The organism is Pseudomonas sp. Irchel 3H7 (genome assembly GCF_900187605.1).
In the GTDB taxonomy this organism is placed as follows: Bacteria; Pseudomonadota; Gammaproteobacteria; order Pseudomonadales; family Pseudomonadaceae; genus Aquipseudomonas.
Map to the genome: position 1 here is coordinate 592,262 of NZ_FYEA01000002.1, position 23,642 is coordinate 615,903.

Genomic DNA, 23,642 nt, shown 5'->3' on the forward strand with positions numbered 1-23,642 from the left:
TGCGCACTCTTTTGGTGCGCTTTGGTGCTGCTTAAAGTGGATAGATGGAACTGCAAGGCTCGCCCAAGATAGTCGTCAACGCGCCACAGGGGAAGGGGCGGAAGATGAAACCCGCCCTCCCCGGCGTCTATAAAACCAATAACGAGGTCTTTATGAATGCCCCTTTCGATCAGCTGTTCACGTGGCTGAAAGATCACAAGATTACCGAAGTCGAATGTGTGGTCAGCGACTTGACCGGCATTGCCCGCGGCAAGATCGCACCGACCAACAAGTTCCTGCATGAGCGAGGCATGCGTCTGCCGGAAAGTGTGCTGCTGCAAACGGTAACCGGGGATTTTGTCGACGACGACATCTACTACGACCTGCTCGATCCTGCCGATATCGATATGGTCTGCAAGCCCGTGGCTGACGCGGTCTACGTGATTCCATGGGCGATCGAGCCGACCGCCATCGTCATTCACGATACCTTCGACAAGTTCGGCAACCCGATCGAACTGTCGCCGCGCAACGTGCTGAAAAAAGTCCTGCAGCTGTACACCGATAAAGGCTGGAAGCCCATTGTTGCGCCGGAAATGGAGTTCTACCTGACCCAACGCTGCGAAGACCCGGACTTGCCGCTCAAGGCACCATTGGGCCGCTCGGGCCGTGCAGAAAGCGGTCGGCAGTCGTTCTCCATTGATGCTGCCAACGAATTCGATCCGTTGTTCGAAGACGTCTATGACTGGTGCGAACTGCAAGGACTGGATCTGGACACGCTGATCCACGAAGACGGCCCGGCGCAGATGGAAATCAACTTCCGTCACGGCGACGCCCTCGATCTGGCCGACCAGATCACCGTGTTCAAACGCACCATGCGAGAGGCCGCGCTCAAGCACAACGTCGCCGCGACCTTCATGGCCAAGCCGATCGGCGATGAGCCGGGCAGCGCCATGCACATCCACCAGAGCGTGGTGGACATCGCCACTGGCAAACCGATTTTCGCCAATGAAGACGGGCAGATGAGCGAGCTGTTCCTGCATTACATCGGCGGTTTGCAGAAGTACATCCCGAAAGTGCTGCCGATGTTCGCGCCCAACGTCAACTCGTTCCGCCGCTTCCTGCCGGACACTTCTGCACCGGTCAACGTCGAATGGGGCGAAGAAAACCGCACCGTCGGTTTGCGTGTGCCGACTTCCAGTCCGGAAGCCATGCGCGTGGAAAACCGCTTGCCGGGCGCCGATGCCAACCCGTACCTGGCGATTGCCGCGAGCCTGCTCTGCGGTTACATCGGCATGGTCGAAGGCATCGCGCCGAGCGCTGCGGTCCAGGGCCGCGCTTACGAACGCCGCAATCTGCGCCTGCCGATCACCATCGAGGAAGCGCTGACGCAGATGGAAGAATGCGAAGCCGTAGCGCAATACCTTGGCGACAAGTTCGTCCGTGGCTATGTCGCGGTGAAACGTGCCGAGCATGAAAACTTCAAGCGCGTGATCAGCTCGTGGGAGCGTGAGTTCCTGATGCTCAGCGTTTAAGACCTTCGTTGTCTGTACCACCGCTATCGCGAGCAGGCTCACTCCTACAGGGGGAATGCATTCCAAAATTTAGGAGTGAGCCTGCTCGCGATGGCGGCAGCTCAAACAGCAAAGAACCACCTGAAAAATCCAAAAAATTAGAGGTGTAGATATGCGTCTATTGAAAACCCTGGTTCCCGCCGCTCTGGCCTTGATGTGCAGCATCGAAGCCCAAGCCCAACCTCAGGTCAGCGTCTACAACTGGACCGACTACATCGGCGAAACCACCCTCGCCGACTTCCAGAGCCAAACCGGGATCAAGGTGATCTACGACGTTTTCGACTCCAACGAAACCCTCGAAGGCAAACTGCTCGCCGGTCGTACCGGTTACGACGTGGTCGTACCCTCCAACCACTTCCTCGCGCGTCAGGTAAAGGCCGGCGCATTTCTCAAACTTGATCGCTCGCAGTTGCCGAACTTCAAGAACCTCGACCCGAAACTGCTCGAACTGCTACAGAAAAACGACCCGGGCAACGAGCACTCGGTGCCGTACCTGTGGGGTACGAACGGCATCGGCTACAACGTCGACAAGGTCAAACAGGTGCTGGGCATCGACCACATCGATTCCTGGGCGGTGCTGTTCGAACCCGAGAACCTGAAGAAACTCACCCAGTGTGGCGTGTCGATGATGGATTCCGCAGACGAGGTCTTCCCTGCCGTGCTCAATTACATGGGCATGGACCCGCGCAGCGAAAACCCCGAAGACTATAAAAAGGCTGAAGCGAAACTGCTGAGCATCCGCCCGTACATCACCTATTTCCATTCCTCGAAATACGTGTCGGACCTGGCCAACGGCGATATCTGTGTGGCGTTCGGTTATTCCGGCGACGTGTTCCAGGCGGCCAACCGCGCCAAGGAAGCCAAGAACGGCGTGAACATCGCCTATGCGATTCCAAAGGAAGGCGCCAACCTCTGGTTCGATCTGTTGGCGATTCCGGCCGATGCGAGCAACACCAAAGAAGCCCACGCCTTCATTAATTACCTGCTCGATCCGCAGGTGATTGCCAAGGTCAGTGCGTCCGTCGGTTACGCCAACCCGAACCCGTCGGCCAAGCAATACATGGATCCGGAGCTGGTCAACAATCCTGAGGTGTATCCACCTCAAGAAGTCCTCGACAAACTCTACATCTCTACCACCCCGCCTCAAGCGATCATGCGTCTGATGACCCGCTCCTGGAGCAAAGTGAAGTCGAACAAATGAATCAGTACACCCAAGAACACGCCCGTTCCTATTACGCAGCCTCCGCTCGGGCGACTACACCTTATCCGCAACTGGAAGGTGATCTGAGCGCCGATGTCTGCGTGATCGGCGGCGGGTTCACCGGGGTCAACACCGCGATCGAACTGGCCCAGCGCGGGCTGTCGGTGATCTTGATCGAAGCCCGGCGCATCGGCTGGGGCGCCAGCGGACGCAATGGCGGTCAGTTGATTCGCGGGATCGGTCATGAGGTCGAAGGCTTCGCCAAATATGTCGGTCAGGAAGGCGTGCGTTATTTGCAGCGCGCCGGCATCGATTCAGTGGAACTGGTGCGTCAGCGCATCGGCGACAACGGCATCGAATGTGATCTGCGCTGGGGCTTCTGCGATCTGGCCAACACCACGGCGCAGTTCGCTGCCTTCAAGGATGAATTGCTCGATCTCGCCGAACTCGGTTACGCCCACGAAACCCGGCTGATCGGCCCGGAGCAGATCCGCCAGCAGGTGGTCAACTCCGACATTTATGCCGGTGGGCTGGTCGACATGGGTTCCGGGCACCTGCACCCGCTGGATCTGGTGCAAGTCGAAGCGCGGCTGGCAGCGTCGCTTGGCGTGCGGATTTTCGAGCAGAGTGAAGTGCTGGAAATCATCCACGGTTCGACCGTTCAGGTGCGTTGCGCCAAGGGCTCAGTGCGCGCCGGCAGTCTGGTGCTGGGCTGCAACGCACATCTGGACGAACTCGAACAACAACTCAGTGGCAAGGTGCTGCCGGCCGGCAGTTACATCATCGCCACCGAACCGTTGTCCGAGGCGCGCGCCGCGCAACTGATCCCGCACAATCTGGCGGTGTGCGACCAGAAAGTCGGCCTCGATTACTACCGGCTCTCGGCCGATCGGCGCTTGCTGTTCGGCGGTGCCTGTCACTATTCGGGGCGCGATCCGGCGGACATCGCCGCTTATATGCGGCCGAAGATGCTCAAGGTCTTCCCGCAACTGGCCGACGTGCGCATCGATTACCAGTGGGGCGGCAAGATCGGCATCACCGCCAATCGTTTCCCACAGGTCGGCCGGCTCAAACAGCACCCGAACGTTTTCTATGCGCAGGGCTATTCCGGCCATGGTCTGAACGTCACCCACTGGTGCGCGAAACTGCTTGGCGAGACGATTCATGCCGGCCACAGCCAAGGCATGGATGTGTTCAGCGGCGTGCCGCACATGACCTTCCCCGGCGGCCCGGCCCTGCGTTCGCCACTGCTGGCACTGGGGATGTTCTGGTATCGCCTGCGGGAAATGCTCGGCTGACAGCACAAGCAGCGCTGTCGCGATCTGATCGTTCCCACGCTCTGCGTGGGAACGCAGCCCGTGACGCTCCGCGTCACTGGACGCAGAGCGTCCGTTGAGGCATTCCCACGCAGAGCATGGGAACGATCATCAAGCGCAGGTGAGCTATTCGCATTTGCTCTATCGCCAAGCACTTCTATATTGATGAGGTGCTTTTGCGTTCCTGACGCTCAGTGCCCATTCAATTGAGGAGACATGGATGAAGTCGTCAGCCACCGACGAGCCGCGAGCGCCAGGCCAAGCCCCCGTCAAAACCCGCCGGTTCGGCATCTCACTCGTCTGGATCGTGCCGATCGTGGCGGTGCTCGTGGGCATTTCGCTGGTGGTGCACAACATCATGCAGGAGGGGCCGACCATCGTGGTCACCTTCAAGACCGGCAGTGGTCTGACGGCCAATAAGACCGAAGTCAAATACCGCAACGTGGTCATTGGCCAAGTCACCGACGTCGAGTTGAGCGACGACCAGAAAAGCGTCAACGCGACGATCAAACTGGCCAAACAGGCCGAAACCTTCACTCGCGAAGACTCGCAATTCTGGGTAGTGCGCCCACGTATCGGCGCAGGCGGTGTGTCAGGCATCGACACGCTGCTGTCTGGCGACTACATCGGTGCCGACATCGGCCAGTCCAATTCCCGCGCGAAGAACTTCAAAGGTCTGGAAAACCCGCCACCGATCACCTACGGCGAGCCGGGCAAGCGTTTCATGTTGCACACCCAGGATCTCGGTTCGCTGGACATCGGTTCACCGGTTTATTACCGCAAGATCCCTGTCGGCCAGGTCGTCACCTACGAGCTGGCGCCTGACGGTAAAGGCGTGAACATCGAAGTATTCATTCACGCGCCCAACGATGCGTTCGTCACCGAAAACACCCGATTCTGGAACGCCAGTGGCATCGACGTCAGCGTCGGCGCCAACGGTTTTCAGGTGAAAACCGAATCCCTGTCCTCCATGCTGGTGGGCGGCATCGCTTTTCGCGCCCCGGATTACAGCCCCAACGACGTCGCCGCCGCCGATGACAAAGACTTCGAACTGTTCGCCGACCAGACCACCGCCCTCGCCCCGCCCAATGGCAAGGCGCAATACCTGAGTCTGCGTTTCGACCAATCCCTGCGCGGCTTGAAGGTCGGCGCACCGGTGGAATTCCTCGGCATGGAAATCGGTCGGGTGGTGGCGATCAATCTGGATTTCGACGCGAAAAAACGCAGCTTCCCGCTTAACGTCGGCATCGTTATTTACCCGCAACGTTTGGGCATGGCTTACGGAAAAATGCTCACCGCGTTCAAGCATGATCCCAACGATGAGGCCGCCGGCATTCGTCTGATGGGCACCTTCATCGACAATGGCCTGCGCGCCCAGGCCCGCAGTGGCAACCTGCTGACGGGGCAACTGTACGTGGCGCTGGACTTCTTCCCGAAAGCCGAAAAAGTTGCCTTTGACCCCACGGCGCGCCCGGTGGTGATTCCAACCGTGCCCGGCAGCCTCGAACAGCTGCAGGAAAAACTCGAAGCCGTGGTCGACAAGCTCAACAAGTTGCCGGTCGATCGCATCGCCAGCAACCTCGACAGCAATCTGGTCGAGCTGCGCAAAGGCCTGACCCAGTTCAACGCCAAGACTCTGCCGGGCGTGCAGAGCACTCTGGCCGACGTCAGCAAGACCTTGCAGTCCGCCAGCTCGACCCTGGCCGAAGATTCGCCGCAACGCGAGAAACTCACGGAAACCCTCGACGAACTCGGGCGTATGTCGCGTTCGCTGCGGGAGCTGTCGGATTACCTCGGCCGGCATCCTGAGTCGCTGATTCGCGGTCGCCCCGATAACGCCGCGCCACTGGATCTGAAAGGACCACCGCGCAATTGAGCACAGGAGCTAACCCAATGGCTTTACCGCTGAAGATCACCGTGCTCGCTGCCTTCATGCTGCTGGGCGCGTGCCGCAGCGACCCGATCAGCTTTCACACCCTGACGCCGGTGCAGATCGCCAACACCCGGACCGGCGCGCAGATTCCGATTGAAGCGCTGAGCGTGCCGCCGCAGGTCGACCGTGCACAAATCGTTATCCGCCAGGGCAACAGCGGCCTGGCGATTCTGGAAACCGATTGGTGGGGGGCGACATTGGCAGATGAATTGCGCGGTGCACTGGCCGATCAATTGAGCAATAGCAGTGGCCAAGGCAACGTTTCGGTGCGCATCGAAGTGCAACGCTTCGACTCGATCCCCGGTCAGTACGGCCTGATCGACGCGAAATGGCGCTTGCGTCCCGACGGCGCCACTGACAATGGCTTGCTGACCTGCCGTTCGACCCTACAAACACCGTCCGGCCCGACCATCGATGATCTGGTGGGCGCCCAGCAGCACAACGTCAAACGCTTGGCCGAGCAGATCAGTCGGGCGGCCACCGGCAACGCGCGCACCTGCCCTTCGCCGTCCTGACGGGGCCTACAGATCGAAACGATCCACCGCACGCCGCCGCTCGTTGTCATCACGCACATCGTAGTTGGCGGTGGTCTGGATGTTGCTGTGGTGTGCGAGCTTCTGCGCAATCGACAAATCATGCTCCTCGATCACCCGCGTGATAAACGAACGGCGGAAATCGTGCGGCATGATCTTCACCCCGACCTGCGTGCCACGCTGACGGGCGATGTAATAGATCGCGTGTTTGGTGATGCGCTCGCGGGTGATATGGCTGCCGCGACGGATGCGATTGAACAGAAAGGCATCGTCAGTCTCGCCTTCCTTGAGTTCTGAACGGCGCAGTTCCAGCCATGCATCGAGTTTGGCGAACGCCCAGGCCGGTGCGTACTTGATCAGTTGCTTATTGCCTTTGCCGGTGACGGTCAGGCTGCGCTCGGTGAAGTCGACCTGATTCAAGTCCAGATCCACCGACTCCGATTTACGCATGCCGGTGCCGTACAACAACGCAATCACCGCCGCATCGCGCAGCCCTTGCGGGCGTGGATCGGCGGCGCACACTTCCATCAGTTCGTGGATCAAAGTGCGCTTCAAGTTGCGCCCCTGCGACAGGCGCGTGCCGGCAATGGCTTTGACCGAACGCATCTTCAACAAGTGATCCTGACTGATCAGGCTCATGCGCCAGGCTTCATTCATCACCCCGCGCACGGCATTCACATACAGCGACGAGGTATTCGGTGCATAGCCGTCGGCGCGCAACGCGGCGACCAGTGCCACGACGTCTTCCGGTTGCAGCCCGTGCCAGGGAATTTCTTCGATATCCACGTCTTCGAAACCGAGGCGGTCCGCAGCGTCCTGCAAGACATAACGCATGGTCAGTTGGCTGGAAGGCGCCAGTCGCGCCAGATAAAGCGTCAGCGGATTAGTGTTCGACGGGATGGATGCAGTACTCGACAAGTCAATCAAACGAAACGGCCTTGAATAGAAAACAGTTCAACAAAACAACTTAAAAGTGCAAACAAACTTATATAAAGAGCGACTCTTCCGTAGGACTTTTCGATTAAAAGAGCCGATGAACGGAAGAAGTCTGAACGGTGGCTGTATGGCTTACAGATAGACGAATCGCCGACCGTTTTTTCATGTTCCTTTGACAAAAACGCGCATAACCTTAGTTACAACAGGTTGCCCCGAAAGGCCTGCAACCCTGCCGTCCGTGGACTTAAAAGTCAATCAGGCATTCCCCGGCCGGTATCTCAACCCTTTGAAATTCCGTGTTTTTCAGACAATCGGCTGAAGGATGGCTGTCGCCCCGAGGTTCTTATGAGTCAAGCGTTTCTGCCGTTTTCCCGGCCGAGTATCGGCGATGAAGAAATAGCCGCAGTTGAACAAGTACTGCGTTCGGGCTGGATTACTACAGGCCCTAAAAGCCAGGCACTGGAAGAACAGTTTGCCGACTATGTCGGCTGCAAGCATGCAGTGGCACTTTCCTCGGCCACCGGCGGCATGCACATTACCTTGCTGGCCTTGGGCATTGGCCCGGGTGACGAAGTCATCACCCCGTCGCAGACCTGGGTGTCGACCGCCAACATGATCTCGCTGCTCGGCGCCACACCGGTGTTCGTTGACGTTGATCGCGACACCTTGATGACCGACGCCGCGCGCATCGAAGCCGCCATTACCCCACGCACCAAAGCAATCATTCCCGTGCATTACGCCGGCGCCGCGTTTGATCTCGATCCGCTGTATGCGCTGGCCGACAAGCACGGCATCGCGGTGATCGAAGACGCCGCGCACGCTGCCGGCACCCGCTACAAGGGGCGTCACGTCGGCGCGCAGGGCACGGCGATTTTCTCCTTCCATGCGATCAAGAACATGACCTGTGCCGAAGGCGCGATGTTCGTCACCGACGACGAAGCCTTGGCCAGCCGCGTGCGCATGCTCAAGTTCCATGGTCTGGGCGTCGACGCCTACGATCGCCTGACCGGTGGCCGCAAGCCGCAGGCGCAAGTGATGGAGCCGGGGTTCAAATACAACCTCGCCGACATCAACGCCGCGATTGCGCTGGTGCAACTGGAGCGTCTGGACGCAATCAACGCCCGCCGCACGGAACTGGCCGCCGCCTACCGGCAAAAACTCGAAGGCCTGCCGGTGCAACCGCTGGCCCTGCCCGCTTACGCACAAACCCACGCCTGGCACCTGTTCATCCTGCGCATCGACAGCGAGCGCTGCGGCATCGACCGCGAAGCCTTCATGCAAGGTTTGCAGGACCAAGGCATCGGCACCGGTATCCATTTCATCGCCACCCACTTGCACACCTGGTACCGCCAGCGTGATCCCGACCTCTACCTACCCGACACCGAGTGGAACTCGGCGCGGCTGTGCTCGATTCCGTTGTTTCCCGACATGAGCGATCAAGACCTTGATCGCGTGGTCGGTGCCATCGCCACTCTTATGGACAAACGCCCGTGAAACCCTATCCGATCCGCTGTGTGTCGATCGTTATCCCGGTCTACAACGAACAGGACAGCCTGCCGCAACTGCTGCGCCGCACCGAGGCGGCCTGCCGGATGCTGCGTCACGACTATGAAATCGTCCTCGTCGACGACGGCAGCCGTGACGAGTCCGCGAATATGCTGGAAGAAGCCGCAACCCGTGAGGACAGCCCGTTCGTGGCGGTCATCCTCAACCGCAACTACGGCCAGCACGCAGCAATCATGGCCGGTTTCGAGCAGTGCAAAGGCGATGTGGTCATCACCCTCGACGCCGACCTGCAGAACCCGCCGGAAGAAATCCCCCGGCTGGTTGCTGAAGCGGAAAAGGGTTACGACGTGGTCGGCACCGTGCGCGGCAACCGTCAGGATTCGGCCCTGCGCCGCTATCCGTCGAAGCTGATCAACCTCGCCGTGCAGCGCTCTACGGGAGTCGCCATGAGCGACTACGGCTGCATGCTCCGCGCTTACCGGCGGACGATCATCGACGCGATGCTCGCCTGCCGTGAACGCAGCACCTTCATTCCGATTCTGGCCAACAGTTTCGCCCGCCACACCACCGAAATTGTCGTCGCCCACGCCGAGCGTGAGCACGGCGATTCGAAGTACAGCCCGATGCGTTTGATCAATCTGATGTTCGACCTGATCACCTGCATGACCACCACACCTTTGCGCCTGCTGAGCATCGTCGGTTTCACCATGGCCGGGCTTGGATTGCTGTTTGCCTTCGCGTTGATCGTCATGCGCCTGGCGTTCGGTGCCGGCTGGGCCGGTGACGGCATGTTCGTACTGTTCGCCGTGCTGTTTGTGTTCACCGGTGGCCAGTTCATCGGCATGGGCCTGCTCGGTGAATACCTCGGGCGCATGTACAGCGACGTGCGCGCCCGCCCGCGTTTCTTCGTTGAAAAAGTCTTGCGCGGCCAACCCGCCATGCCGCCGCGCGCCATCACCGTCGACGGTCTCTCCTCCTCCAATGATCAGGTTCTCTCATGAGCGCAAAAACTCTTGTCTTCGCTTATCACGATATTGGCTGCGCCGGCATTCAAACGCTGCTCGACAGCGGCTATGACATTGCAGCGGTATTCACTCACGCCGATGACCCGAAAGAGAACGCGTTCTACGGATCGGTTGCGCAACTTTGTGCCAACAAAGGCATCCCGGTGCACGCGCCGGAAGACGTCAACCATCCGTTGTGGATCGAACGGATTGCCAAACTCGCCCCTGAGTACATCTTCTCCTTCTACTACCGCAACCTGCTGAGCGAGTCGTTGCTGGCCGTGGCCAAAAAAGGCGCGTTCAACCTGCACGGCTCGCTGTTGCCGAGCTACCGCGGCCGCGCCCCGGCGAACTGGGTGCTGGTCAATGGCGAAAGCGAAACCGGCGTCACCTTGCACCGCATGGTCAAACGTGCCGATGCCGGCGCCATTGTTGCCCAACAGCGCGTGGCCATCGAACGCAGCGACACCGCTTTGAGCCTGCACGGCAAGTTGCGCATCGCCGCCACCGATCTGCTGCGCGACACGCTGCCGGCGATGCTGCAAGGCAAGACCAGCGAAACCGCGCAGGACGAATCCAAAGCCACCGTGTTTGGTCGTCGCACCGCAGCGGACGGCAAACTGCTCTGGGCGAAACCTGCCGAGCAATTGTTCAACCTGGTTCGCGCGGTGACCCAACCGTATCCGGGCGCTTTCTGCGCGGTCGGTGAGCACAAACTCATCGTCTGGAGCGCCGAAGTCGTCAAGGGCAACGACGGCCAGGCCCCCGGCCGCGTAATCAGCGTTGATCCCCTGCGCATTGCTTGTGGTGAAGATTCGCTGGTGATCCTCTCCGGCCAACGCAACGACAACGGCCTGTTCCTCAGTGGCCCGCAACTGGCCAACGAACTCGGTCTGGTCGACGGCTCGCTGTTGCGCGGAGCTGAATCCGGCCGCGCACCGCGTCGCACTCGCGTGCTGATCCTTGGCGTCAACGGCTTCATTGGCAATCACTTGTCCGAGCGTCTGCTGCGCGATGACCGCTACGAAGTCTATGGCCTGGACATCGGTTCCGATGCCATCGACCGTCTGCGCAGTCATCCGCACTTCCACTACGTCGAAGGCGACATCAGCATTCACTCCGAGTGGATCGAGTACCACATCAAGAAGTGCGACGTGGTCCTGCCGCTGGTGGCCATCGCCACGCCGATCGAATACACCCGCAACCCGCTGCGCGTGTTCGAACTCGACTTCGAAGAAAACCTGAAACTGGTGCGCTACTGCGTCAAGTACAACAAGCGCGTGATCTTCCCGTCGACCTCGGAAGTCTATGGCATGTGCCAGGACAAGCATTTCGACGAAGACACTTCCAATCTGGTGGTCGGCCCGATCAACAAGCAGCGCTGGATCTACTCGGTGTCCAAACAACTGCTGGATCGGGTGATCTGGGCCTACGGCGCCAAGGGTCTGAATTTCACCCTGTTCCGCCCGTTCAACTGGATGGGCCCGCGTCTCGACCGCCTGGATTCGGCACGCATAGGCAGCTCCCGCGCCATCACTCAGTTGATCCTCAATCTGGTTGAAGGCACGCCAATTCGCCTGTTCGACGGCGGCGAGCAGAAACGCTGCTTCACCGATATTGCTGACGGCGTCGAGGCACTGGCGCGGATCATCGATAACGACAACGACGTCTGCAACGGCCAGATCATCAACATCGGTAACCCGGACAACGAAGCCAGCATCCGTCAGTTGGGCGAAGAGTTGCTGCGTCAGTTTGAAGCGCATCCGCTGCGCGACAACTTCCCGCCGTTCGCCGGTTTCCGCGACGTCGAGAGCAAGGCGTTCTACGGCGCCGGTTACCAGGACGTCGAGCACCGCAAGCCCAGCATCGCCAACGCCAAGCGCCTGCTTGACTGGACGCCGACCGTGGAAATGCGCGAGACCATCGGCAATACGCTGGATTTCTTCTTGCGTGAAGCCATGCTCGAACAAGCGGACAAGCGTTGATGCAGGCCGGTCTACGCATCGACGTCGACACCTTTCGCGGCACCCGTGAAGGGGTGCCGCGCTTGCTGGAAATGCTCGACGAGGCGCAGATCAAGGCGACGTTTTTCTTCAGTGTCGGCCCCGACAACATGGGCCGGCATCTGTGGCGCCTGATCCGCCCGCAGTTCCTCTGGAAAATGCTCCGCTCCAATGCCGCCGGCCTGTATGGCTGGGACATTCTACTGGCCGGCACCGCGTGGCCGGGCAAACCGATTGGCCGTGACCTCGGGCACCTGATGCGTCAGGCGCGCGATGCCGGTCATGAAGTCGGTCTGCATGCCTGGGATCACCACGGCTGGCAGGCCAACGCCGGGCGCTGGAGCAATGCGCAACTGATCGAGCAGATCCGTCAGGGCGTCGACACCTTGAGCGACATTCTCGGCGAAAAAGTCGAGTGTTCGGCCGCCGCCGGTTGGCGTGCGGATGAACGCGTGATCGAAGCCAAGCAAGCCTTCGGCTTTCGCTACAACAGCGATTGCCGTGGGCAACGCCTGTTTCGCCCGTTGCTGGCCGACGGTACGCCGGGTACTCCACAGATTCCCGTGGACCTGCCGACTTTCGACGAAATCGTTGGCCCCATCGTCGCAGCGCGCGACTTCAACAGTTTCATTCTCGATCACTTCCGCCCGCAACAGCTCAACGTCTACACCATTCATGCCGAAGTGGAAGGGATTCTGATGGCTGAGGATTTTCGTCAATTGCTGGCCGCTGCACGTCAGCGCAACATCGCGTTCAAACCGCTGGGCGATTTGTTGCCCGAGTTCTTCAACACCTTGCCCGTGGGCCGTGTGCAACGCGGCGCCCTCGACGGCCGTGAAGGCTGGCTGGGAGTGCAAGGCGCATGACTAAACGCTGGACGCTGCCACTGTTGTTGCTGGTCATTTGCTTGCTGGCCTATCTGCTGCCGCTGAGCACGCATGGTTTGTGGATTCCCGACGAAACCCGTTACGCGCAGATCAGTCAGGACATGCTGCTGAGCGGCAACTGGGTGTCGCCGCACTTCATGAGCCTGCGCTATTTCGAGAAGCCGATTGCCGGTTACTGGATGATCGCGCTGGGGCAGGAATTGTTTGGGCAGAACCTGTTCGGCGTGCGCTTTGTGTCGGCGCTGAGCACCGGCCTGAGCGTGCTGCTGTGCTATCTGCTCGCCCGGCGTTTGTGGAACGAACCGCGCAAAAGCTTCGTCTGCGCCCTGCTCTACATGAGTTTCACCATCGTCGCCGGGCAGGCCGGTTACGCCAACCTCGATCCGCAATTCACCTTTTGGGTCAACCTGAGTCTGGTGGCGCTGTGGTTTGCCCTCGACAGCCACACCAGCGGCAAGCGCATGGCGGCCTGGGCACTATTGGGCCTGGCCTGCGGCATGGGTTTCATGACCAAGGGATTCCTCGCCTGGCTACTGCCGGTGTTGATCGCCCTGCCATGGATGCTCTGGCAAAAACGCTGGCGTGAACTGCTGATGTTCGGCCCGGTGGCGATTGCCGTGGCGATCCTCGTCAGCCTGCCGTGGGTGCTTTCGGTGCATGCACAGGAGCCGGACTACTGGCGGTTCTTCTTCTGGCACGAACACATTCGTCGCTTTGCCGGTGATGACGCGCAACACGATGCGCCGTGGTGGTTCTATCTGCCGCTGCTGGTGGCGTTCAGTTTGCCGTGGGCGGGATTGCTACCGACGGCGTTCAAGCAAGCCTGGCAAACCCGCGCTCAGCCCAACGTCGTGTTTTTGCTGCTGTGGCTGCTGATGCCGCTGCTGTTTTTCAGCCTGAGCAACGGCAAATTGCCGACCTACATCCTGCCGTGCCTGCTGCCGATGGCGTTGCTGCTCGGTCATGCGCTGGCCGATCGTTTGCGTCTGGAGCAAGGTCTGGCGCTGAGCATCAACGGTGTGCTGAATCTGTTGCTGGGCATCGTCACGTTGATCGCGCTGGTCTATCTGCAACTGACCAAACCGGTCTACGACCACGAACTGCACAGCATGGTGCTGGTGTTTATCGCGCTGATCGGCTGGATCATCGCCAACCTGCTGCAAGCCTTTCTGCCGCTGCAATGCTGGGCAGCACCGGCGCTGGGCAGCCTGTTGCTGATCGCAGTGTTGCCGGCAGCGCTGCCGAAGTCGGTGGTCGCCAACAAGATGCCGGATCAGTTCATCAAGCATCACGTCACGGAACTGGCGCAGACCACCCACCTGCTGAGCAACGATCTCGGTGCCGCGTCCGCACTGGCCTGGCGCCTGAAAACCCCGCAAGTGGCGTTGTACAACACGATAGGCGAATTGAAATATGGCCTTGCCTATCCTGACGGCATCCAACAGCGGGTCGATCCCGAACACGTACAACAGTGGATGCGCGAGGCGCGCCGCAGCGGTTCAGTCGGCGTGGTGATGCGCGTCAAGGGGCAGGACGAACTGGACGAAATCGATAGATTGCCTAAGGACGGCGTCCGTTATGAGCAGGGCAACCTGGTGATCATGATCCTGCCCAAGGAGGCGTCATGAGCCTGTTGCTGCTGCTGGCTGCGTGCCTGCTGACTTGTCTGGGGCAGATTGCGCAGAAGTACGCCGTGGAGAGTTGGCGCGGGGGCGATTCTTCGCTGACCGCCAAACTGCGCTCGCCGTGGTTATGGCTGGCCCTGCTCGCCCTCGGCTCGGGCCTGTTGGTCTGGCTGCTGGTGTTGCAGCGGCTGGAAGTCGGCATTGCCTATCCGATGCTCAGCCTCAACTTCGTGCTGATCACCCTGATCGCGCGCTTTGTCTTCCGTGAGCCCATCGACCGCCAGGATTGGCTTGGCGTGGCGTTGGTGATCGGCGGCGTGGTTTTGTTGGGGCAACAATCATGAACCCGCGCCGTGGCATCACCTTCGCGTTGGGCAGCGTGTTTCTCGTCAGCGCTGCGCAACTGGGCATGCGCTGGAGCATGACCCGCCTGCCCGTGCCGGAACAATGGCTGCACGTCGACAGCCTCGACCTGCGTGCATTGGCTGTGGTCGTTGCGGCGATTTTTGCCTACGCCCTGTCGATGCTCTGCTGGCTCGCCGCCCTGCGCGATCTGCCGCTGGGCCGCGCTTACTCGCTGCTGAGCATCAGCTATGCGCTGGTGTACCTGCTGGCGGCCAGTCTGCCGCTGTTCAACGAATCCTTCAGTTTCACTAAATCACTGGGCGTGGCGTTGGTCATGCTCGGGGTCATCACCATCAACACTCGTCCGGCTCGTGCGCCCGAATTCAGGAGTGCTCCATGAAAATCACAGTATTTGGCAGCGGTTATGTCGGTCTGGTGCAAGCGGCTGTGTTGGCCGAAGTCGGCCATGATGTCGTGTGCATGGACGTCGACCAGAAGAAGGTCGACCTGTTGCGCCAGGGTCACGTGAGCATTTTCGAACCGGGGCTGGCCAGCCTGGTACGTGAAGGTCTGGATTCGAAACGCCTGCAATTCACCACCGATGAACAACTTGCCGTGCAGCACGCTCGGGTGGCGTTCATTGCCGTCGGTACGCCGTCGCGTGAGGACGGCTCGGCCGATCTGCGTTATGTGCTGTCGGTAGGTGATGCGATTGCCCGCCATCGTGAGCAGCCGTTGATCATCGTCGAGAAATCCACGGTGCCGGTGGGCACCGGCGATACGCTGCGCACGCACATCGAAAAGGCTTTGATCAAGGTCGGCCGCCTGCTGCAGTTCGATATCGTCTCCAACCCGGAATTTCTCAAGGAAGGCTCGGCGGTTGCCGACTGCCGACGCCCGGACCGTATCGTCATCGGCTGCGACGGTGATGACGTGCGCGACGTGATGCGCGATCTGTACTCGCCGTTCAACCGCAACCATGACCGCATCATGTTTATGGACCTGCGCAGCGCCGAGCTGACCAAGTATGCCGCCAACTGCATGCTGGCGACCAAGATCAGCTTCATCAACCAGATCGCCGAACTGGCCGAGCACTTGGGCGCCGACATCGAATCGGTACGCCAGGGCATCGGTGCCGACACGCGCATCGGTTACCACTTTATCTACCCGGGCTGCGGCTATGGCGGTTCGTGCTTTCCCAAAGACATGCGCGCGCTGATCCACAGTGCCGAAGAAGCGCATTGCTCCAGCGACTTGCTGCAAGCGGTCGAGGCGATCAATCAGCGCCAGAAACACAAACTGTTCGAGCGTATCAACGCGTTCTACCGCGGCGATCTGCGTGGCAAGACCTTTGCCCTGTGGGGGCTGGCATTCAAACCCAACACCGATGACATGCGCGACGCGCCGAGCCGGGTCCTGCTGGAAGAACTCTGGGCCGCCGGTGCCAGCGTGCGCGCCTTCGACCCGGAAGCCATGCAGGAAACCCAGAACCTCTACCCGGACGAGTCGAAGCTGATGCTGATGGGCACGCCCGAATCGGTGTTGCCCGGCGCCGACGCACTGATCATCTGCACCGAATGGCAGCAGTTCAAGGCGCCTGACTTCGACCTGATCAAGCAACGCCTCAACACCCCGGTGATCTTCGACGGGCGCAACCTGTACGACGCCGAGCGTCTGGCGCGCAACGGTTTCCATTACTTCCCGATGGGCCGTGGTGAATCGCGAAAACTGCCGATTCCGCTGCAACAGTGGCCGCACGCGTCCGACGTCGCTTGATTACGCTGTCGCCTGAGATTCGCCGGCAGTCGCTGATCGCAGGGCTGCTGGCGTTTTTATTGTTCATCGCCGGGGTCTTCGGGCAGGCCCCGATTGGTTTCGATTCGCGGTTTGTGTTGTTCGCGCAGGAAATGCTGCGCCATGGGCCGACGCTGTTTCCGACGACTTATGGTCAGCCGTACGCGGATTATTCAGCAGTTTCGACGCTGTTTATCTGGCTGCTGTCGTTGCCGTTCGGTGCGGTGAATGCGTTGACCGCGTGGGCGCCGAGTGCGATCGCCGGCGCACTGATCGTGACACTGATGTATCGACTGCTGGCGCCGTACTCGCGGCGCTGGGCGTTGATCAGTATTGCGTGGCTGATGCTCACCAGTGGCTTTGTCACCGAAGTGCGCGCGGTGTCGCAGGATTTGATGCTCGCGGCGGTGGCGTTCGCGGTGTTCTATCTGGGGTATGCCCATGATCATTTTGGCGGCAGGCGTCACTGGCCGCTGATCTTCGTTTTGCTATTGCTCGGTTTCGGCATTCGCGGGCCGATTGGTCTGGTGGTGCCGACCGGCATGCTCTGCAGTTATTACCTGTTCAACCGGCAATGGTCGCGACTCTTGGTGTTCGGTGTGTTGGCTTCGCTGTTGCTGGCCGCGTGTGTCGGGTTGTTGTTATGGCTAGCGCAGGTCAGCGGTGGGCCGGTGTTTTTGCAGGACGTGATCCGCATGCAGTTCATGGGGCGCATGGACGGCAGCGAAGGCGTCAGCGGTTCGCTGTATTACTTCACTAGCTCCTTTGGTAACTATGCCCTCGCCTACCCGTTGGCATTGCTGGTGTTGGCGGCGGCCTGGCTGAGCAAACCACAGCAGCGTGGCCCGGCGTTACGCCTGGTGCAGTATTGCGCGGCAGCCGGACTGATTGTGATGGTCGGCTTGTCGATTCCCCAGGCGAAGAAGGCGCGGTATTTGCTGCCGATGTTGCCCATGGCCGCGATCATTGCGGCGTATCCGTTTCAGGTGGCGCATGGTTGGGTATTTCGTTGGTTGCGCGGGTTGATGCTGGGTGTGTGGCTGGTCACGCCGGGCTTGTTGATGGTGGTGTTGCTGATCGCCCGACAGCGGTTTCCCGAGCAATTGGGTGAGGTTTCGATTGTTTTGATCGCGTTGGGCGTGCTGCAGCTGTTGGCGTTGTCGCGATTGTTGGTCCCGCGTTGGCGAGCCGAAGTGCTGGCGTTGTGTGCCGTGTTGGCGCTGTGGACGGTGTACGCGGCGGTGTTCGAGCCGGTGGAACGGCGTCTGTACGACACGCAAACGTTCAGCCGCGAGGTCTTCGCTCAGATCCAGCATAACCCCGCACCACTGGTGCTGCACGGCATGGGCAGGGACGCGAAAGCGATCAAGTTCATGGTCAATCTCCCGCAGGATCTGCAACCGCAGTTCAGTGACTCGATCCAGCAACTGGAGGCGATCAAAGGCCCGGCGTGGCTGATGATGGACCGCAGTGATCTGGCATCCCTCAAGGGCACGCCGCTGGAAAGCGCGCAGCCAGTGTTGAGTGGGCGTTTCGACAAAAACGACTATGTATTGCTGTGGCTGAAACCGTAACCTGTCCAGCTCTCGACCGGCAGGATGCGCCTCAACATGACCTTCGACGTACGCCGCGCCAGCCTTGCTGACGCGCAAGCCCTCCCCGCGATCGAGCATTCGGCAGCGCAATTGTTTCGTCTTGATCCGCCATTGGCGTGGCTGGCTGATGCCGAGGTGCCCGATGCTGGCCAACATCTGCTGGCCATCGAACAGGCGTACGTGTGGGTTGCTGAACATAGCGGTGGGCAACTGACTGGATTTGTTCGTGCTGTCGACATTGATCAGCACCTGCACATTGAGGAGCTATCCGTCAGTCAGGCTTTTCAAGGACAAGGCATCGGTCGCGCACTGGTTGCGGCAGTCATTGAACAAGCGCGCGCGATGCAGTTGAACTCAGTGACATTGACCACCTTTCGCGATCTGCCATGGAATGCACCGTTTTATCAGAGGATGGGGTTTGTCGAGTTGGCGAATGTAAAAGCCGAACGCCATTTACGCGATGCGCTGCAAGCCGAAATCGTCTGCGGATTTCCCCCAGAGCGGCGCTGCGCCATGCGCCTGCGCCTGATTTGAAAGCAATGAAGATCCTTGTGGGAGCGAGCCTGCTCGCGAAGGCGGAGTGTCAGTCAACATTGATGTATCTGGTACAACGGCTCCCACAGGAATTGTGGTGTGGCGGCTTGACCGGTGGTGACTGCCCGGTAAGGATGGCGTACGCCCGCCCAGCATTTGAAATAAGGACATTGACCCTTCGTGGCCACCTACTCGCGCCTCATCCGCCGGTTGATGATCAGTTCGCTGACCGTCGTTATCAGCCGCGCCCTGATCAGCCCGCTGCTGACCCTGTTCCTCAGCAACAAGCTCAAACTCAACCCGCAGGATGTCGGTCTGCTGTTGGGCATTGCGGTGTTCAGCGCCACGTTGCTGTCGCTGTATGGCGGCTACATCATCGATCGGCTGGACAAGCGCCGGTTGCTGATCCTGACCATGCTCTCCAGCGGCATCGGCCTTATCCTGCTGACCTTCGCGCAGAACCTGTATCTGGTCACCCTGGTGCTGATCATCAGCGAAACGGCGTCGGCGCTGTTCCTCATCTGCGCCAAAGCCATCCTCAGTGAAAACCTGCCGGTGGGCCAGCGGGTCAAGGCGTTTTCCCTCAACTACACATTGACCAATATCGGCTATGCGGTCGGCCCGATGATCGGCGTGGTGATTGCCGGGGTGCAGCCTTCGGCGCCCTTCATCGTTGCCGGTGCGATTGCCATCGGCAGCATATTTTTGCTGCTCGGCGCCGCCCGGGAAGCCAGCCAGATCGCTCCAGTCGCTGCGCCACCCAGCTTTCTGAAAACCCTGATCATCCTGAAAAACGACCGCACGATGATCCTGTTTACCCTGGGCTGCCTGCTCAGCACGCTGGTGCACGGGCGTTTCACCCTGTACCTGTCGCAATACCTGCTGGTCACCCACACCCAGCAACAGACGCTGGAGACCATGGCCGCCCTGCTCGCCTGCAATGCAATCACGGTGATCCTGTTGCAGTACCAGATCGGCCGCCTGCTCAGCCGAGAACACCTGCGTCACTGGATTGCCGGCGGCACTGCGTTGTTCATCGTCGGGCTGATCGGTTTCAGTCTGGCCGACAGTCTGCTCGGCTGGTGCGTGGCGATGTTTATCTTCACCTTGGGCGAGATGATCATTTACCCGGCCGACTTTTTGTTCGTCGACACCCTCGCCCCGGAAGAACTGCGCGGCAGCTACTACGGCGCGCAGAATCTGGCGGCGTTGGGTGGTGCGGCCAGTCCAGTCATGTGCGGATTTCTGCTGATGCACACACCGGCGCCGAGCATGTTTTATGCCTTGAGCGCACTGGCGGCTGTGGGCGGCTACTTGTGCTTCGTCAGTGGCCGTCGCGTCGCTTCAATGCAAAATTAATGCACTAAATCTTCATTAATATGAATTTGTCAGCATCGAGTTTGCCCGGCACACTGTGCACGTTCCTCCCCCAATGTTGGAACACTTCGAGGGCTTTCCGGATATGCCGGACAAGTCCTTTTTTTTGCCTCGAATTTGCTGCAAGGATCGGATTTACATGCTCGCTCGCTGGTTGCCCGCCGCCATCAATACCCGCCCGACCGAATGGAGCCGCGCCGCCATCGGCATGGCATTGGGCACATTGTTCAGCGTGTGGTTGTGCGCGCAGGTGTTCGGTCACGACGTCGCCTATCACCTGATTGGCCCGCTGGGGGCATCGGCGGTGTTGCTGTTCGCCGTGTCATCCGGCGCCCTCGCCCAGCCCTGGTCGATTCTCGGTGGTTATTTGTGTGCCGGCGTTGTGGCGTTGCTGGTGGCTCACGTGCTCGGCCGAACTCTGGGCAGCGCCTGCCTGGCGGCGGGCATGGCGCTGATTCTGATGTGCTGGCTGCGTTGCCTGCATCCGCCGGCCGGGGCGTTGGCATTGACGCTCGTATTGGCCGATCCAGCGACCATCGCGATGGACTGGAAAGCCATGGAACCGGTGATGCTCGGCGCGGCGTGCATGCTGCTCAGTGCCTTGGCCTACAACAACCTGACCCGTATCCGTTACCCGAAACGCCCCGCTGAACCAGCGCCGATGGTTGCCCCGGTCGACAGTCAGGCAATCACCGCAGAAGACCTCAAACTCGCGTTGGCCGATATGGAAGCCTTCATCGACATCACCCCCGAGGATCTCGAACAACTGATCCATGCCAGCGAACTGCACGCCAAGCGCCGCAGCATTACCCAAACCTTCCGCTGACTCTGTGTAGGAGCTGCCGCAGGCTGCGATCTTTTGATCTTGCTTTTTAACGGTCAACAGATCGCAGCCTGCGGCAGCTCCTACATGAGCGCGCACATTTTCGACCAAGGTAAAAACGCAAACTCCCCCTGCGAATATCCCGGTTGTACACGGCAAATTTGCACTGTTACGATCCGGTAACGCTCGCGCGCGAGCTTCTCGAATAAAGACAATAAAAGCAGGGAGTTACTGATGACAGCTCAGGCTTCATCCCAGCGGACACCGTCCATGGATGCCACGCAAAACGAAGTGCTGGCCGACGTTCGCAATCATATCGGTCACCTGACCCTCAATCGCCCCGCCGGCCTCAACGCCATTACCCTCGACATGGTGCGTTTGCTACAACAGCAGCTCGATGCGTGGGCAACTGACACCAATGTCCACGCCGTTGTCCTGCGCGGTGCCGGTGAAAAAGCCTTCTGCGCCGGTGGCGATATCCGATCCCTATACGACAGTTTCAAAAGCGGCGACACGCTGCACGAAGATTTCTTCGTCGAGGAATACGCCCTCGACCTGACGATTCATCACTACCGCAAACCAGTACTGGCGCTGATGGACGGATTCGTCCTCGGGGGCGGCATGGGCCTGGTGCAAGGCGCCGATCTGCGCGTGGTCACCGAGAAGAGCCGACTGGCGATGCCGGAGGTGGCGATCGGTTATTTCCCGGACGTCGGTGGTAGTTATTTCCTGCCGCGCATTCCCGGTGAACTGGGGATTTATCTCGGCGTCAGCGGTGTGCAGATCCGCGCGGCCGATGCGCTGTATTGCGGCTTGGCCGACTGGTATCTGGACAGCAGCAAACTGGCGCTGCTCGACGAAAAACTCGATCAGATGGAATGGCAGGACACGCCGCTCAAAGCACTGCAAAACCTGCTGGCCAAACACGCCGTGCAAACCTTGCCCGATGCGCCACTTGAGGCTTTGCGCCCGGCCATCGACCATTTCTTCGCCCTGCCGGACGTACCGAGCATGGTCGAGCAGTTACGCGCGGTGACCGTCGCCGACAGCCACGAATGGGCGACCACCACGGCTGATCTACTGGAAACCCGTTCGCCGCTGGCCATGGCCGTGACCCTGGAAATGCTCCGTCGCGGCCGGCACTTGAGCCTGGAACAGTGCTTCGCACTGGAGTTGCATCTGGATCGCCAGTGGTTCGCCCGCGGCGACCTGATCGAAGGCGTACGCGCCCTGCTGATCGATAAAGACAAGACACCTCGCTGGAACCCGCCGACCCTCGCTGCGCTGGACGCTGCGCATGTCGCGAGTTTCTTCCACGGTTTTCCTGAGAGCGGGAGCTGAGCCATGCACGATCTCGAACTGACTGAAGAACAAGTGATGATCCGCGACATGGCCCGGGACTTCGCCCGTGGTGAAATCGCGCCGCACGCGCAGGCCTGGGAAAAGGCTGGCTGGATCGACGATGCGCTCGTTGCGAAGATGGGTGAGCTCGGTTTGCTTGGCATGGTGGTGCCTGAAGAATGGGGCGGTACTTACGTCGATTACGTCGCTTATGCATTGGCCGTGGAAGAGATTTCTGCCGGTGACGGCGCGACCGGCGCCTTCATGAGCATCCACAACTCGGTGGGCTGCGGCCCGGTACTCAATTACGGCAGCGAAGCACAGAAACAGACCTGGCTGGCGGATCTGGCCAGTGGGCAAACCATCGGCTGCTTCTGCCTGACCGAACCGCAGGCCGGTTCCGAAGCCCACAACCTGCGCACCCGCGCCGAACTGCGTGACGGTCAATGGGTGATCAACGGCGCCAAGCAATTTGTCAGCAACGGCAAACGGGCGAAGCTGGCGATCGTCTTTGCCGTGACTGACCCGGATCTGGGCAAGAAAGGTATTTCGGCGTTTTTGGTACCGACCGATACTGCGGGTTTTATCGTTGATCGCACTGAACACAAGATGGGCATCCGCGCCTCCGACACCTGCGCGGTGACGCTGAACAACTGCTGCATTCCCGAGGCCAATCTGCTCGGCGAGCGCGGCAAAGGCCTGGCGATTGCCCTGTCCAATCTTGAAGGCGGACGCATCGGCATCGCCGCGCAGGCTCTGGGTATTGCTCGGGCGGCGTTTGAGGCGGCGTTGGTGTATTCGCGCGATCGCATCCAGTTCGGCAAACCGATCAACGAACATCAGAGCATCGCCAACCTGCTGGCCGACATGCACATGCAAATCAACGCGGCGCGCTTGATGATCCTGCATGCGGCGCGGCTGCGCACGGCGGGTAAACCGTGTTTGTCAGAAGCGTCGCAGGCCAAGCTGTTTGCCTCGGAAATGGCCGAGAAGGTGTGTTCGTCGGCGATTCAGATTCATGGCGGGTATGGGTATCTGGAGGATTACCCAGTCGAGAAGTACTACCGTGATGCGCGGATTACCCAGATATATGAAGGATCGAGCGAGATTCAGCGGATGGTGATTGCGCGGGAGTTGAAGAACTATCAGTTGTAACGGTGTTGGCCCCTTTCCCTCACCCCAGCCCTCTCCCAATGGGAGAGGGAGCCGACCTGATCTGGTCAAACGATACTGGACACGGTTATAGGGTTTTACCCTTTTTCATGCCGCCAGGGCTTCCATGTCCACCGGAGTTCGGTAGCCATTGTGACTGTGCAGCCTGATTCGATTGTAATAATGG

20 protein-coding genes are annotated in these 23,642 nt (G+C 59.9%); 19 read left to right on the forward strand and 1 reads right to left on the reverse strand.

What is annotated here, in order from left to right; genetic code table 11:
• Positions 1–152 precede the first annotated feature (152 nt).
• From CKW38_RS05975 to CKW38_RS05995, 5 genes are all read left to right on the forward strand, one after another.
• Complete coding sequence (locus CKW38_RS05975) at positions 153–1,511, forward strand: glutamine synthetase family protein (RefSeq protein WP_042704900.1); 1,359 nt, start codon at positions 153–155, stop codon at positions 1,509–1,511.
• A 151-nt stretch (positions 1,512–1,662) separates the two neighbouring features.
• On the forward strand, positions 1,663–2,751 hold the full coding sequence (locus CKW38_RS05980) for a polyamine ABC transporter substrate-binding protein (protein ID WP_095112176.1): 1,089 nt from the start codon (positions 1,663–1,665) through the stop codon (positions 2,749–2,751).
• Entirely contained in the window at positions 2,748–4,049 is a 1,302-nt protein-coding gene (locus CKW38_RS05985) for an FAD-binding oxidoreductase (protein ID WP_095112177.1), read from the forward strand. The genes CKW38_RS05980 and CKW38_RS05985 overlap by 4 nt, the downstream gene beginning before the upstream one ends.
• 238 nt (positions 4,050–4,287) lie before the next feature.
• Complete coding sequence (locus CKW38_RS05990; RefSeq protein ID WP_095112178.1) at positions 4,288–5,943, forward strand: intermembrane transport protein PqiB; 1,656 nt, start codon at positions 4,288–4,290, stop codon at positions 5,941–5,943.
• A 17-nt stretch (positions 5,944–5,960) separates the two neighbouring features.
• Positions 5,961–6,515 (forward strand): membrane integrity-associated transporter subunit PqiC, encoded by a 555-nt coding sequence (locus CKW38_RS05995; RefSeq protein WP_007910197.1) that lies wholly within the window; start codon positions 5,961–5,963, stop codon positions 6,513–6,515.
• Positions 6,516–6,521: 6 nt separating this feature from the next.
• On the opposite strand, the gene xerC is transcribed toward CKW38_RS05995, so the two are convergent.
• Positions 6,522–7,367, reverse strand: coding sequence for a tyrosine recombinase XerC (gene xerC, locus CKW38_RS06000; protein ID WP_256588345.1), 846 nt, complete (start codon positions 7,365–7,367; stop codon positions 6,522–6,524).
• A gap of 447 nt (positions 7,368–7,814) precedes the next feature.
• On the opposite strand from xerC, the gene arnB reads away from it, so the two are divergent.
• The 14 genes from arnB (at position 7,815) to CKW38_RS06070 (ending at position 23,458) form a co-directional block, all read left to right on the forward strand.
• Positions 7,815–8,963, forward strand: a complete 1,149-nt coding sequence (gene arnB, locus CKW38_RS06005) for a UDP-4-amino-4-deoxy-L-arabinose aminotransferase (RefSeq protein WP_095112179.1) — start codon at positions 7,815–7,817, stop codon at positions 8,961–8,963.
• Complete coding sequence (gene arnC, locus CKW38_RS06010) at positions 8,960–9,976, forward strand: undecaprenyl-phosphate 4-deoxy-4-formamido-L-arabinose transferase (RefSeq protein WP_095112180.1); 1,017 nt, start codon at positions 8,960–8,962, stop codon at positions 9,974–9,976. Before arnB ends, arnC begins: the two co-directional genes overlap by 4 nt.
• Positions 9,973–11,964, forward strand: a complete 1,992-nt coding sequence (gene arnA, locus CKW38_RS06015) for a bifunctional UDP-4-amino-4-deoxy-L-arabinose formyltransferase/UDP-glucuronic acid oxidase ArnA (RefSeq protein WP_095112181.1) — start codon at positions 9,973–9,975, stop codon at positions 11,962–11,964. Before arnC ends, arnA begins: the two co-directional genes overlap by 4 nt.
• Positions 11,964–12,848, forward strand: a complete 885-nt coding sequence (gene arnD / locus CKW38_RS06020; RefSeq protein ID WP_095112182.1) for a 4-deoxy-4-formamido-L-arabinose-phosphoundecaprenol deformylase — start codon at positions 11,964–11,966, stop codon at positions 12,846–12,848. The genes arnA and arnD overlap by 1 nt, the downstream gene beginning before the upstream one ends.
• On the forward strand, positions 12,845–14,497 hold the full coding sequence (gene arnT / locus CKW38_RS06025; RefSeq protein WP_095112183.1) for a lipid IV(A) 4-amino-4-deoxy-L-arabinosyltransferase: 1,653 nt from the start codon (positions 12,845–12,847) through the stop codon (positions 14,495–14,497). Before arnD ends, arnT begins: the two co-directional genes overlap by 4 nt.
• Positions 14,494–14,838 carry a 4-amino-4-deoxy-L-arabinose-phosphoundecaprenol flippase subunit ArnE gene (gene arnE / locus CKW38_RS06030; protein WP_095112184.1) on the forward strand — a complete coding sequence of 115 codons (345 nt, stop codon included), beginning with the start codon at positions 14,494–14,496 and terminating at the stop codon, positions 14,836–14,838. Before arnT ends, arnE begins: the two co-directional genes overlap by 4 nt.
• Positions 14,835–15,239 carry a 4-amino-4-deoxy-L-arabinose-phosphoundecaprenol flippase subunit ArnF gene (gene arnF / locus CKW38_RS06035; RefSeq protein ID WP_095112185.1) on the forward strand — a complete coding sequence of 135 codons (405 nt, stop codon included), beginning with the start codon at positions 14,835–14,837 and terminating at the stop codon, positions 15,237–15,239. Before arnE ends, arnF begins: the two co-directional genes overlap by 4 nt.
• Positions 15,236–16,615, forward strand: coding sequence for a UDP-glucose/GDP-mannose dehydrogenase family protein (locus CKW38_RS06040; protein ID WP_095112186.1), 1,380 nt, complete (start codon positions 15,236–15,238; stop codon positions 16,613–16,615). Before arnF ends, CKW38_RS06040 begins: the two co-directional genes overlap by 4 nt.
• Positions 16,612–18,207 carry a glycosyltransferase family 39 protein gene (locus CKW38_RS06045; protein WP_095112187.1) on the forward strand — a complete coding sequence of 532 codons (1,596 nt, stop codon included), beginning with the start codon at positions 16,612–16,614 and terminating at the stop codon, positions 18,205–18,207. The genes CKW38_RS06040 and CKW38_RS06045 overlap by 4 nt, the downstream gene beginning before the upstream one ends.
• Before the next feature lie 36 nt (positions 18,208–18,243).
• On the forward strand, positions 18,244–18,762 hold the full coding sequence (locus tag CKW38_RS06050; RefSeq protein ID WP_007910174.1) for a GNAT family N-acetyltransferase: 519 nt from the start codon (positions 18,244–18,246) through the stop codon (positions 18,760–18,762).
• A 180-nt stretch (positions 18,763–18,942) separates the two neighbouring features.
• The gene (locus CKW38_RS06055; protein ID WP_095112188.1) at positions 18,943–20,121 is read left to right on the forward strand and encodes an MFS transporter; all 1,179 of its coding nucleotides are present in this window, start codon (positions 18,943–18,945) and stop codon (positions 20,119–20,121) included.
• A 157-nt stretch (positions 20,122–20,278) separates the two neighbouring features.
• Positions 20,279–20,965 (forward strand): HPP family protein, encoded by a 687-nt coding sequence (locus CKW38_RS06060; RefSeq protein WP_007910169.1) that lies wholly within the window; start codon positions 20,279–20,281, stop codon positions 20,963–20,965.
• Between the two features lie 231 nt (positions 20,966–21,196).
• Positions 21,197–22,303, forward strand: a complete 1,107-nt coding sequence (locus tag CKW38_RS06065) for an enoyl-CoA hydratase/isomerase family protein (protein ID WP_095112189.1) — start codon at positions 21,197–21,199, stop codon at positions 22,301–22,303.
• A 3-nt stretch (positions 22,304–22,306) separates the two neighbouring features.
• On the forward strand, positions 22,307–23,458 hold the full coding sequence (locus tag CKW38_RS06070; RefSeq protein ID WP_095112190.1) for an acyl-CoA dehydrogenase family protein: 1,152 nt from the start codon (positions 22,307–22,309) through the stop codon (positions 23,456–23,458).
• Positions 23,459–23,642: the final 184 nt, after the last annotated feature.